The following is a 12711-nucleotide window of genomic DNA, read 5'->3' as shown; positions in this document are numbered from 1 at the left end:
GCCCAACTGCTGGCCGGCTGCGCACTTGGCATGGCCATGCCCATGCCCGGCCTGGCCAGCGGCGCCGACATGGTGCTGGCCACGCGGGTCACGGCAGGCGCCAAGCCCTGGCTCACGCCTGCGCACCGCCAATGGCTGCAGGCGCGCGGGCCGCTGACGCTGGGCATTTCCACGCCGGACCATCCGCCGCTGGGCATGATCGATGGCGATCGCTTCCAGGGCATCACGGCCGACCACCTGGGCCTGCTTTTTCCCACGCCCGTGCGCTTCAAGTCCTATGGATCGCGTGCGGCCGTGCTCGATGCGCTGCGCCGCGGCGAGATCGACCTGGCCTGCGGCGGCACCGAGCTGGAAGCCGAGCGCGCCGACCTGGCCCTGAGCGTGCCCTACCTGCCCAGCCAGCCCGTGCTGGTCTCCCCGTCGAATGCTCCCTTCGACGCCCGGCGCCGGGGTGCGCGGCTGGCCATGACGCCCGACCAGCTGCTGCGCTCCCAGGTGGCTGCCGCCTACCCCCTCAGCGAGCTGCTGACCTATGAAACACCCCGCCGCGCGCTGGAGGCGCTGAGCCTGGGCGAGATCGACGGCTTCGTCGGCGACACGGTCACGGTGCACTACCTGATCCAGGCCAACTACCTGCTCAACCTGCGCGTGCAGGGCTTTGCGCCCATAGAAAGCCGTGGCTTCGGCATGCTGGTGAGGCATGGCGATGCACAGCTGAAGGCCTACCTGGACCAGGCCCTGCCCAGCATCACCGTGCAGCACGGCGACGACATCCTGCGCAGCTGGAGTGGAAGCCGCCGCCCGCTGCTGGGCGGCGACCGCGTGGCGCTGACGCCCTCGGAAAAGCAGTGGCTGGATGCCCATCCGCGCATTCCCGTGGTCCTCAACGGCTCGCTGGGTCCGCTGGGACAGCTCGATGCCGACCGCCAGGCCCAGGGCATAGGCCCCGACTACCTGGACCTGATCAGCCGCCGCGCCGGCCTGCAGTTCGAGTACATCGCCGCGCGCAACTATTCCGAACTCGAAACCATGCTGGGCTCCGGCAAGGCCCTGCTCACCCCGGCGTACACCTCGCCGCCCACGGCCTCGCCCGATATCAGGCTGCTGCCGCCCTATCTGCGCAGCACGGTCGTGGTGATGGCCCGGCCCGAGGCCAACGCAGGCACCCCGCGCGACAAGCCCATACACCACCTCCAGGGACTGGAGGGCAAGCGCGTGGCCATGGTGGCGGGCTTCTTTCTCGAAAGCACGGTGCGCAGGGAGCATCCGAGCATACGGCTGCAGCTGTATGCCGACCTGACCCAGGCCCTGGCCAGCGTGGCGGCCAATGACAGCGATGCCTTCGTGGGCAACGACTACGCGGCGCGCTATGCCAACGCCCAGCAATTGGGCAGCCGGCTGCAGCTCACCGGCATCCTGGACGACTACACCCGCCCCATCAGCCTGGCCGTGCACGCCGCCGAACCTGAACTGCTGGGCATCCTGGAAAAGGCCCAGCTGTCCATCGCACCCGAAGAGGTGGCCGAAATCGTCCACCACTGGGCGCCGCACCATAACGGCAACGGCGCGAGCTTCTGGCGCGAGCACCGCCAGCGCCTGCTGCTGCTGGCCGGGGCGCTGGCCCTGGTCACGGTCATCTCCCTGGTCTGGGGCTTTTACCTGAGCCGCCAGATGCGCAGGACACGCCGGGCCGAGCGGCGCGCCGAGGCCGCCAACCAGGCCAAGAGCCTGTTTCTGTCTACCACCAGCCACGAGATACGCACGCCGCTGAGCGCCGTCATCGGCTTGCTGGAACTGGCGCAGGACCGGGAAAAGCTCGGCCTGCCCCACCGCGATATGCTGGCCTCCGCCCACAAGGCCGCCCAGGGCATGCTGCTGTTGCTGGGCAATGTGCTGGATCTGCACCGCATCGAGTCGGGCCATATCGACTCCACGCTCCAGCCCGTGGCACTGCGCCCGCTGATCGAAGACATGGCCCCGCTGCTGCAAGGCCTGGCCCACGGCAAGCGGCTGTCGCTGCGCACCGAAGTGGGCAGCGGCGTGGACCACAGCGTGACGGCCGACCCGCTGCATCTCAAGCAGGTGCTGTTCAACCTGCTCAGCAATGCCATCAAGTTCACCGAGCGCGGCAGCGTCACCCTGCGCGCGCATGGCGCCAGCCGGCATGACCGCCTGCTGCTGCAGATGGAGGTCGAGGACACGGGCATCGGCATTGCGCCGCAGGACCAGGCCCGGCTGTTCCAGCCCTTCTCGCAGGTGGAAGGCGCCCACCAGGACAGGGCCTTTGGCAGCGGCCTGGGCCTGAGCATCACGCGGCGCCTGCTGGAGCACATGGGGGGAACCATCACGGTGGACAGCGCACCGGGCCGAGGCTCGCGCTTCACGGTCAGGCTGAGCCTGCCACTGGTGGAGCCGGACCATCGCATGCAGGCCGACGTCACGCCCGCGTCAGAGGGAATATTGCCCCTGGTCCTGCCCGCCTCGGTGGCGCTGCAAGGAAAGCCCCAGGCCAGTGCCGAGCCCCTGCCCGCATCACAGCCCGGGTCCGGGTCCGACCTCAGAATCCTGGCCGTGGAAGACTATCTGTTCAACCGCGAGCTGCTCAAGAGCCAGCTGGCCACGCTGGGCCACGGCATCTGCCTGGCCGGCGATGGACAGGAAGCCTGGGCACGCTGCCTGGTCGAGTCCTTCGATCTCATCATCACCGATGGACGCATGCCGCTCATGGACGGCTTCGAGTTCATCCGGCGCCTGCGCCAGCGCGAGGCCGAAAACCAGCTGCGCCGCTGCCGCGTGATCGCACTGACCGCCAGCCCCGAAGCCTCCGAAGCGCTGCGCTACCTGCAGGCCGGCGCCGACGAGGTGCTGTCCAAGCCGGCTGCCATGGAAGACCTCAGGCGCGTCATCGAACAGGTGCGGAACGAGCTGCAGGGCGGCACGCCCGGCACCTGGCATCCGCCGCCCGCCGCGCCCTCCACGCTCAGCCCGGCCTGACCGTGCTGCTGGCCGTCACGCGGCTTTGCTCGAAGCGCTGGGCCAGCTCGCGGCGCAGGTCCTTGCGGATCAGCGCAGCCTGCCAGCGGCGCCTTTCCTCGTCGTTGGACGGCACCAGCGTCGGCACGGCGGCCGGCTGCTTGTTCTCGTCCACGGCCACCATGGTGAAAAAGCAGCTGTTCACATGGCGCACCACCTGGGTGCGGATGTCCTCGGCCACCACCTTGATGCCGATCTCCATCGACGACTTGCCCGTGTGGTTGACGCTGGCCAGGAACGTCACCAGCTCGCCCACGTGGATGGGCTGCAGGAACATCACCTGGTCCACGCTCAGCGTGACCACATAGCGGCCCGCGTAGCGGCTGGCGCAGGCATAGGCCACCTGGTCGAGCTGCTTGAGAACGGCGCCGCCATGGACGTTGCCCGAAAAGTTCGCCATGTCGGGCGACATGAGCACAGTCATGCTCAGCTGGTGCGATGGGAAATTCATCACGGGATTCTAGGAAAAAGCGCCATTGCGCGAGAATGGGCGCCCTTTTGCCCCCCGAGTGACGTTTTTGTGACCTCTTCCCTCTCTTTCGACGCCATCGTCATCGGCGCCGGCGCGGCCGGTCTGTTCTGCGCGGCCCAGGCCGGACAGCGTGGCCTGTCGGTGCTGCTCCTGGACCACGCGGAGAAGGTGGCAGAGAAGATCCGCATCTCGGGCGGTGGCCGCTGCAACTTCACCAACCGCGACCTGGACGTGCGCGCGCCCCACAAGCACTTCGTGGGCGGCAATCCGCAGTTCTGCCGCTCGGCCCTGTCGCGCTACACGCCGGCCGACTTCATTGCGCTCATGGACAGGCACGGCATCGCCCACCATGAAAAGCACAAGGGCCAGCTGTTTGCCGACCGCTCGGCCGAAGACATCATCGCCATGCTGCTGGCCGAATGCCAGGCCGGCGGCGTGCAGCGCTGGCAGCCCTGCAAGGTCGATTCCGTGGCGCACTCGGACGGCCAATACCACCTGCAGACCAGCCGGGGCGCCGTGCAGGCCCCCAGCCTGGTCATCGCCACGGGCGGCCTGTCCATCCCCAAGATCGGCGCCACCGACTTCGGCTACCGCCTGGCCCAGCAATTCGGCCTGCCCCTGGTCGAACGCACGCCGGGCCTGGTGCCGCTGACCTTCGATGGCGACGCCTGGGCCCCCTACGCCCAGCTCGCGGGCCTGGCCCTGCCCGTGGAGATCAGCACCGGCAGCAAGAAAGAGCGCATGGCCTTCATGGAAGACCTGCTGTTCACGCACCGGGGCCTGTCGGGCCCGGCCGTGCTGCAGATATCGAGCTACTGGAAGCCCGGCACGCCCCTGAGCATCAACCTCGCGCCCGAGGTGGACCTGCAGGGCGAGCTGCTCAGGGCCAAGTCGCGCTCGCGCAAGCTCATCGCCAATGAACTGGCGCAGTGGCTGCCCTCGCGACTGGCCGATGCCTGGGTGCAGCAGGATGCTGCCTGGCAGCGCCCCATCGCCGAAGCCTCCGACAAGGCCCTGAACCAGCTGGCCGAGCGCCTGTCACGTTGGGAGATCGTGCCCACGGGCACGGAAGGCTACAAGAAGGCGGAAGTGACGCTGGGCGGCGTGGACACGCGGGCGCTCTCGCAGCAGACCATGGAATGCAAGACCCAGCCGGGCCTGTACTGCATTGGCGAAGTGGTGGATATCACCGGCTGGCTCGGCGGATACAACTTCCAATGGGCCTGGGCCAGTGGGTACGCCTGTGCGCAGGCCTTGCCTTCTGCCTGATTTGTCAGACCGCTTTCGTCTCGCGTATAATCGCCCGCTTTGCTGGCAATCGCCCCGTCGGCCAATACTAGTTAACTTTGGACGGGGACCAACCGCTGAACATGGCTCTCAGGCCCGATCTTCCCGGGAACCCGCTGTCAGCACAGATATCTGGAAATCTAGCTAATGACCACCATCCGCGTAAAAGAAAACGAGCCCTATGAAGTTGCCCTGCGCCGCTTCAAGCGCACCATCGAAAAGCTCGGCCTGCTGACCGACCTGCGCGCTCGCGAGTTCTACGAGAAGCCCACTGCCGAACGCAAGCGCAAGAAGGCTGCCGCCGTCAAGCGTCACTACAAGCGCGTTCGCAGCATGCAGCTGCCCAAGAAGCTGTACTGATCAGCCCTTGACCAGCCGGCTCTCGTCAGCCGCAAAACCCGCGCTCGGGACGCCAGGCGCGGGTTTTTTGTTTTTTGTTCCGTGTTTTCCGACGCCATCACCTCAGGAGAAAAGCCATGAGCCTCAAGGCCCAGATCACCGAAGACATGAAGACCGCCATGCGCGCCAAGGACAGCGAGCGCCTGGGCACCATCCGCCTGCTGCAGGCAGCGATGAAGCAAAAGGAAGTCGATGAGCGCATCGAGCTGGACGACGCCGCCGTCATCGCCATCGTGGACAAGCTGATCAAGCAGCGCAAGGACAGCATCGCCGCCTTCGAGGGCGCGGGCCGCCAGGACCTGGCCGACAAGGAAAAGGCCGAGATGGCCGTGCTGACCGCCTACCTGCCCGAGCGCATGTCGGCCGAGGAAGTGGCCACCGCCGTCAAGGCCATCGTGGCCGAGTTGGGCGCATCCGGCCCCGGCGACATGGGCAAGGTCATGGGCGCGGTCAAGGCGCAACTGGCAGGCAAGGCCGACATGGGCCAGGTCTCCGCCGCAGTGAAGGCCGCCCTGGCAGGCTGATCCCCGGCCAGCCCGCTGCAGCAGCCGCCCCGCTCAGGGAGCGGCTGCCATCCACTCCTTCTTGAAGTGTTCCTGCAGGAACTCCACGCACACCCGCACCTTGGCCGACAGCTGCAGCCGCGTCGGATACACAGCCCAGACATTGGCCTCCTGCCGCCATTCGGGCAACACCTGCACCAGGCGCCCGGCCTGCAGATGGGCGCCCACATCCCATAGCGAGCGCAGCGCAATGCCGCGACCGTCCACGGCCCACTGCACCACCATCTCGCCGTTGTTGGCCGACAGCGGCCCCGTGACCTTCACCGCCTGCTCGGCCGCGCCCGCGCGCAGCCGCCACACGCCAAAGGCCTGGTCGCGCTCCTTGATGGCCAGGCAGTCATGGGCCGACAGCTCGGCCGGCGTGCGCGGCGTGCCACGGCGCGCCAGGTAGGCAGGCGCGGCGCACAGCACGCGGTGGTTGTCGGCCAGGCGCCGCGCAATCAGGTGGGGCGCGATCTCGTCGCCCACGCGCACATCCAGATCGAAGCCCTCGCCCGCCACATCCACCAGCCGGTCGAACACGTCCAGCCGCACCTGCAGCCCCGGATGGCGCTCCACCAGCCTGGAAAGCGCGGGCGCGATCACATGCCGCCCGAAACCGAAGCTGCTGCTCACGCGCAGCAGGCCGCGCGGCTCGCTGCGCGTGATGGCCACCTCCTGCATCAGCTGGTCCATGTCGTCGAGGATGCGCTGCGCCCAGTGGAAGACGCGCTCGCCCTCCTCGGTCACGGCCACGCGGCGCGTGGTGCGGTGCAGCAGCTTCACGCCCAGCTCTTCCTCCAGCAGGCGGATGCGCTTGCTCACATAGGCGGGCGAAGCCCCCAATTCCTCGGCCGCAGCGGCAAAGCCGGATTTGCGGGCCACCACGGTGAAGACGCGCAGGTCTTCGGGAGACGGCTGTTTATTCACGATCTGTAAATAATGGAACCACAGTTGGCCGATTGTATTTAGCCCTGGCGCAGCCAACAATGCCATGCATGCGGCCAGGCTGTCAGCGGCGCCGCTTCATATCAATCCATTCCAAGGACAGACACCATGCAAGACACATTCAAGATCGCCGTCATCGCCGGTGACGGCATTGGCAAGGAAGTCATGCCCGAAGGCCTGCGCGCCCTGGAAGCTGCCGCCAGCCGCTTTGCGATCAAGCTCGAATTCCACCATTTCGACTGGGCCCACTGCGACTACTACCTGGCCCACGGAAAAATGATGCCCGACGACTGGAAGGCGCAGCTGTCCGGCATGGATGCCATCTTCTTCGGCGCCGTGGGCTGGCCCGCCACCGTGCCCGACCATGTCTCGCTGTGGGGCTCGCTGCTCAAGTTCCGCCGCGAGTTCGACCAGTACATCAACCTGCGCCCCGTTCGCCTGTTCGAAGGCGTGCCCTGCCCGCTGGCCGGCCGCAAGCCCGGCGACATCGACTACTACGTGGTGCGCGAGAACACCGAAGGCGAGTACACCTCGCTGGGCGGCATCATGTACGAGGGCACGGACCGCGAGATCGTGATCCAGGAATCGGTCTACTCGCGCAAGGGTGCCGAGCGCCTGCTCAAGTACGCCTTCGACCTGGCCCAAAGCCGCGAGCGCAAGCACGTCACCCTGGCCACCAAGAGCAACGGCATCGCCATCAGCATGCCCTGGTGGGACCAGCGCGCCGAGGACGTGGCCAAGGCCTACCCGGAAGTCACGCTGGACAAGCAGCACATCGACATCCTGACCGCGCGCTTCGTGCTGCAGCCGGGCCGCTTCGACGTGGTGGCCGCCACCAACCTGTTCGGCGACATCCTCAGCGACCTGGGCCCGGCCACCACGGGCACCATCGGCCTGGCCCCCTCGGCCAACCTCAACCCCGACCGCAGCTTCCCCAGCCTGTTCGAGCCCGTGCACGGCTCGGCGCCCGACATCTACGGCAAGAACATCGCCAACCCCATCGCCATGGTCTGGTCGGCGGCGCTGATGCTGGACTTCCTGACCCACGGCCAGGGCGCAGGCCGCGCGGCGCACGACGCCATCGTCTCGGCCATCGAGGAAGTCATCAGGAGCGGCCCGCGCACGCCCGACCTGGGCGGCACGGCCAGCACCACCGAGGTGGGCCAGGCCATCGCCCGGCGCATCGCTGCCGCCTGAGGCGCCGCGCCGGGGTTCATGCCGCCCGGCAGCCTGGCCTACCGGCCCATGCGGCCCCTGCGCAGCCTGCCGGCCCCCATCCCGGCCGCCAGCAGGCTCAGCATGACCAGCGCCACGGTGTGCAGGGCCGGCACAGGCGTGGGCACCGACGCCGCCACCACGGCCTGTGTGAAGCCCTGGCTCATCGGGGCGTGGACTGCATCCCCGCTGTAGTCGACCACAAGGCCGTGGGATCCGGCCGCCACGGGCAGCCGGACCGTGATGCTGGCGGCGCCGCCAACCAGGGGCGCCGACCCCAGCTGCGCCCCGTTGTACGAGACCGTGATGCTGCCCGAGGGGAGCGCCGCCGCCATCGCCCGCAGCGCCCCCCGTCGGTCCTGCGCCCCGGTCACGGCCGACACGCTGATGGTCACATCGTCGCCGGGCCGGGAAGGGTTGGGGGTCGAGGTGATCGCCAGGGTGGTTGTGGCCTGGGCGATCTGCACGCTTTGCTGCTGCCTTGCCGCCGCCTCGTAGTTCGCATCGCCGGCCTGGTCTGCCAGGATGCGGCAGGGACCCGGCGCAATGAAGGAGACAGAACCGCCCGCGATGGTGCAATGGGCAGCCGTCGCCGTATCCACGGAGAACACCACCGCCTTCCCGGAAGCCCCGCCCGTTGCTGCCACGGCATAGGTATCGCCCACCTTGGCGGCCGCTGGCGCCACGGAAGTGAAGGCAATGGCCTGCGCGCCCTTGCCGATGCTCAGGGACAGGACTTGCCGGGCCGCAGGCAGGTGGTTGGCATCCCCCTGCTGATCGGCGGCCAGCAGGCAGTTGTCCGTACCCGCCAGCCTGCCGGACACCTCGGCACCGCTGACGGAGCACGCCGCCGGCGTCAGGGAGCTGAACTGCACGGCCTGGGACGAGCCACCGCCGGCGGCGCTCAGAGCCACCCGTGCATCCACGACCAGGGGCGCCGGCATGCTCCAGACGATGTTCTGCGCAGCAGGCTGCACCGTCACCGGGTAAGCCACCTCGGGGGCGGGACCATAGGTCGCGTCGCCGCCCTGCCGGGCCGTCATCGTGCAAGTGCCTGCGGAATGGAAGCTGAACACCCCTGCGGCATCGACAGTGCAAACCTCTGGCGCAGATGCGGAAAACGTCACGGCCAGGCCGGAGGTAGCCGTTGCAACGGGCGTGAATGTCGTGCCGAAGGTTTGCGCCGACGGCTGCGCAAAGTCGATGCTCTGCTCCCGCCTGAGCGTGGTGAAGGGCACGCTGGCCACGTCCGGCTGCACGCGGCCTGCGCCATCCCTGGCGATGAAGTGCAGCCTGTAGGCCGTATTCACCGCCAGCCCCCCGATATCGATATCGTGGACCACGCCTGCCGTCATGCCGACCGGGGAGCCACCGGCCTGCAGCGTGGCGGCATCCGGCGCCGCGGCGGCCGCAGCAAGCACCTGCCAGTAGCCCGTGCCGTCCCGGTCCAGCGCCACGCGGGCCTTGGCTGTCACACCGCCTGCCTGCGGGTCGACGACGGGAGCCAGACTGAAGACCGGGCGGCCCAGCACATAGCCGGCAAACCCAGGGTTTTGCGCTGCATGCCACCCATCGGACAGGGATGACAGGCCCGCCCAGACCGCATTGGCGGGGATGGTCGATGCGTCCATGGCGAGCAGGGTCTGGATGCCATCGAGCGAATAGTGGAAAACAGTGCTGTCGATGGGGCGCGGGAGGGAGGACCCCTCGATCTGAAAGGAGCTGATCGTGGCCCAGGCTGCCGCTGCGGGAATTCCCATGGGATCGCTCGTCCGCAGGACCTGGCCCTGGTAGCTGTATGTGTAGTCCTCGTTCCAACTGTTGAGACCCCAGCCGTCATCCCAGTAGTTGGAAGGGGTGACCCAATCCGCAGTGGAGGGCGGCGAGCCGCCTTGCTGCACCACGCCGCCCACGCTGAACGTGTATTCGGTCACCATGGACGTATACCAAGCGTTGGACTGCGTCTGGTAGCCCGTCATGACCAGCCCCTGCGCCGGCGCGGCCACGGCCGCGACGCAATGCAGGCCGGCTCCGAATACCACCACCCACGGCATCATGGCCCTGGAAAATTCCGCCTGAAGGCGACTGCCTCGTTCTCTCACATGCACTCCCGTTTCAACTTGCTGTTCTTCTGGTCCGTGCCGGGGGTACCGGCAATGCAGGAGCCTAGCGGCCGCACCTGCCCGCGCCTTGACTGCGCGTTGCGCTTTTCTTGACAGTGCGTCCCGCCCCCTGCGCAACGCGGGCTGCCGCGCCACCGTCCGTTCATTTGCCACCAAACGCCTGCTGCCCCCGGCCCTGCAAAGCGGCGATACGCCGTCCAACCGGGCCGTCGTCTGGGCGCGGAGATGGCGGCATTGCCCCCGCCGCAGGCCCCTGGCCGGCGAACAGGGCAAGATGGCCGGCTGCGGCATTCGGGCCGCTCAGACACAGCACGGAATCTCCATGAAGCACTACGACTACATCGTCATCGGCGGCGGCAGCGGCGGCATTGCATCGGCCAACCGCGCCGCCATGCACGGGCGCCACTGCGCGCTGATCGAAGCCGGCGAGATCGGCGGCACCTGCGTCAACGTGGGCTGCGTGCCCAAGAAGGTCATGTGGCATGCGGCCCAGATCGGCGAGGCCATGCACCGCTACGGCCCCGACTACGGCTGGGATGCCACCGTCGAGGGCCTGGACTGGCAGCGCCTGCTGGACAGCCGCAGCGCCTACATCGACCGCATCCATGCCTCGTATGAAAGCGGCCTGGCGCGCAACAAGGTCGAGCTGATCCAGGGCTTTGGCCGCTTCGTGGATGCGCGCACCGTGGAGGTGGGCGGCCAGCGGCTCAGTGCCGACCACATCCTCATCGCCACGGGCACGCGCCCGGCACGGCCCGACATACCTGGCGCCGAGCTGGGCATCGACTCCGACGGCTTCTTCGCCCTCAAGGCCCTGCCTGCGCGCACGGCCGTGGTGGGTGCCGGCTATATCGCCGTGGAGATTGCCGGCGTGCTGCACGCGCTGGGCTCGCAGACCCATCTGTTCCTGCGCCAGAACTCGGCACTGCGCGGATTCGATCCGCTGCTGAGCCAGACCCTGATGGAGATCATGGAGGCCGAAGGCCCCGCCGTGCACCGCCAGGCCACCCCGAAGGCCGTGGTCCGCAACGCAGACGGCAGCCTGGACCTGCAACTGCAGGACGGCAGCAGCCACACCGTGGACTGCGTGGTCTGGGCCGTGGGCCGCAGGCCCGACACCTCGGGCCTGAACCTGGAGGCCGCAGGCGTGGCGCTGCAGGACAGCGGCCACATCGCGGTGGACAAGTTCCAGGACACCAATGTGCCCGGCATCCACGCCGTGGGCGACATCACGGGCCGCATCGAACTCACGCCCGTGGCCGTGGCCGCAGGCCGGCGCCTGTCCGAGCGCCTGTTCAACGGCAAGACCGGCGAGCACCTTGACTACGACAACGTGCCCACCGTGGTCTTCAGCCACCCGCCCATCGGCACCGTGGGCCTGACCGAGCCGCAGGCGCGCGAGCGATTTGGCGACGATCAGGTCAAGATCTACCAGTCGGCCTTCACCGCCATGTACACGGCGGTCACGCGCCACCGCCAGCCCGCGCGCATGAAGCTGGTCTGCGTGGGCCCCGAGGAACGCATCGTGGGCATACACGGCATCGGCCTGGGGATGGACGAGATGCTGCAGGGCTTTGCCGTGGCGCTCAAGATGGGCGCCACCAAGCGCGACTTCGACGATACCGTGGCCATCCACCCCACGGCGGCAGAAGAGTTCGTGACCATGCGCTGAACGGCGCGCACCACCTGCCTTCGGCGGTTGACCACCGGCCTGGGCAGGGCACGCGCCGGGCGAGCGCGAAGCCGCCCAGGTCGGCGAAGGCATCGGGAATGGCCGTGAGCAGGCCGATCTGCGCCGTGCTCCTGACGCCAGCCTCGCGGACGCTGGTGGGCAGCCACAAGCTGCGCGCGATCCGCAGCCGGCTCCGCTCCTCCTCCTTCTCCTTTTCATTCCCCCGACATGGACCTCCTGCCCCTGCATGCCGCCGCTGCCTGCATGGCTGTGCGCTGACATTTCAGCTGCCTGCGGTGCATTGCCACCGTCCAGGGTCCTGCGTCGCCACGCTGGCCCCGGTGGAAACATCCGTCCACCGCGGGAATTTCAAGCGCCTACGCTCAAACACCCAATTCAATAGTCAAAAACAAATAAAGTATTTTCCCGATAGTCAAGTCAAATCGAAAAATTCACAATCCTTGTACGCGGGGAAAAAGAGGCATTGCTCCATGGAAAGCCTTGGTGTTTCTTTATAGGCAATCCGACTTAATTCGAGTGCATACACCTTGATTTTCCACATCAACCCAGCAGCCATGGGTCGAGAGCCGCGATCGGAGCCCAGGAGACATCCCATGCCCAGACTGCATTCGAAGACAGGGCATGGCGAGCCCGCGCCAGGCGGCATGCAGGCCAGCTTCTGGCCCCTGCGGCAAACGCACGCGCTGGGCAGCAGGCTGAAAGCAGTGTTCGCGCTGGAGGCCTTCCACCGTGCGGGCAGCGGCGCCGGGAGCCGCTTGGCCGATGACGCCTTCTTGGCCCGCAGCGCCTATGGGGCTGAGCAGCGGCCGGGGCGCAACACCACACTCAACGAGGAGACAGATCCATGACAACCGATGTACTCGATACCCGGTCCCCGTTGACCGGGTCGCGCAACGCGGGCCACCCTCTGTCGGCGGACCGCATGATCGTGGGCGCGCCCACGATCATGCGGTCCGCCGACAGAGGGTGGCCCGCGTTGCGCGGTGGCCCGCGTTGCGC

10 protein-coding genes are annotated in these 12711 nt (G+C 67.7%); 7 read left to right on the top strand and 3 right to left on the bottom strand.

Going from position 1 to position 12711, the window contains the following annotated elements; translation table 11 throughout:
• Positions 1 to 30: 30 nt before the first annotated feature.
• Positions 31 to 2994 (top strand): ATP-binding protein, encoded by a 2964-nt coding sequence (locus GRX31_RS26410; RefSeq protein ID WP_160855595.1) that lies wholly within the window; start codon positions 31 to 33, stop codon positions 2992 to 2994.
• Here the strand turns inward: GRX31_RS26410 and GRX31_RS26405 are convergent.
• Positions 2981 to 3484, bottom strand: a complete 504-nt coding sequence (locus GRX31_RS26405; RefSeq protein ID WP_017406259.1) for an acyl-CoA thioesterase — start codon at positions 3482 to 3484, stop codon at positions 2981 to 2983. The genes GRX31_RS26410 and GRX31_RS26405 overlap by 14 nt on opposite strands.
• Before the next feature lie 69 nt (positions 3485 to 3553).
• Between GRX31_RS26405 and GRX31_RS26400 the strand changes: the two genes are divergently transcribed.
• From GRX31_RS26400 to GRX31_RS26390, 3 genes are all read left to right on the top strand, one after another.
• Entirely contained in the window at positions 3554 to 4774 is a 1221-nt protein-coding gene (locus tag GRX31_RS26400; protein ID WP_160855593.1) for an aminoacetone oxidase family FAD-binding enzyme, read from the top strand.
• 165 nt (positions 4775 to 4939) lie between these two features.
• Positions 4940 to 5152, top strand: coding sequence for a 30S ribosomal protein S21 (gene rpsU / locus GRX31_RS26395; protein ID WP_003052999.1), 213 nt, complete (start codon positions 4940 to 4942; stop codon positions 5150 to 5152).
• Positions 5153 to 5268: 116 nt separating this feature from the next.
• Positions 5269 to 5715 (top strand): GatB/YqeY domain-containing protein, encoded by a 447-nt coding sequence (locus GRX31_RS26390; RefSeq protein ID WP_016449728.1) that lies wholly within the window; start codon positions 5269 to 5271, stop codon positions 5713 to 5715.
• 33 nt (positions 5716 to 5748) lie between these two features.
• Here the strand turns inward: GRX31_RS26390 and GRX31_RS26385 are convergent, their stop codons facing one another.
• Complete coding sequence (locus GRX31_RS26385; RefSeq protein ID WP_017406911.1) at positions 5749 to 6663, bottom strand: LysR substrate-binding domain-containing protein; 915 nt, start codon at positions 6661 to 6663, stop codon at positions 5749 to 5751.
• A 126-nt stretch (positions 6664 to 6789) separates the two neighbouring features.
• Here GRX31_RS26385 and GRX31_RS26380 point away from each other — a divergent pair, with 126 nt between their 5' ends.
• Positions 6790 to 7878: a tartrate dehydrogenase gene (locus GRX31_RS26380; RefSeq protein WP_017406912.1), complete on the top strand. Its 1089-nt coding sequence runs from the start codon at positions 6790 to 6792 to the stop codon at positions 7876 to 7878.
• 38 nt (positions 7879 to 7916) lie between these two features.
• Here GRX31_RS26380 and GRX31_RS26375 read toward each other — a convergent pair whose 3' ends face one another.
• Positions 7917 to 9953, bottom strand: coding sequence for an Ig-like domain-containing protein (locus GRX31_RS26375; protein ID WP_237426783.1), 2037 nt, complete (start codon positions 9951 to 9953; stop codon positions 7917 to 7919).
• A gap of 388 nt (positions 9954 to 10341) precedes the next feature.
• On the opposite strand from GRX31_RS26375, the gene gorA reads away from it, so the two are divergent.
• Both gorA and GRX31_RS26365 read left to right on the top strand, forming a co-directional pair.
• Positions 10342 to 11691 carry a glutathione-disulfide reductase gene (gorA, locus tag GRX31_RS26370; protein ID WP_016449732.1) on the top strand — a complete coding sequence of 450 codons (1350 nt, stop codon included), beginning with the start codon at positions 10342 to 10344 and terminating at the stop codon, positions 11689 to 11691.
• A gap of 614 nt (positions 11692 to 12305) precedes the next feature.
• On the top strand, positions 12306 to 12560 hold the full coding sequence (locus GRX31_RS26365) for a hypothetical protein (RefSeq protein WP_160855591.1): 255 nt from the start codon (positions 12306 to 12308) through the stop codon (positions 12558 to 12560).
• Positions 12561 to 12711 lie beyond the last annotated feature (151 nt).

The organism is Delftia sp. CH05, from assembly GCF_009827015.1.
Lineage (GTDB): Bacteria > Pseudomonadota > Gammaproteobacteria > Burkholderiales > Burkholderiaceae_C > Comamonas > Comamonas tsuruhatensis.
Note: the sequence above shows the minus strand (reverse complement) of the source record. Positions and strands in the feature narration are given on the sequence as shown.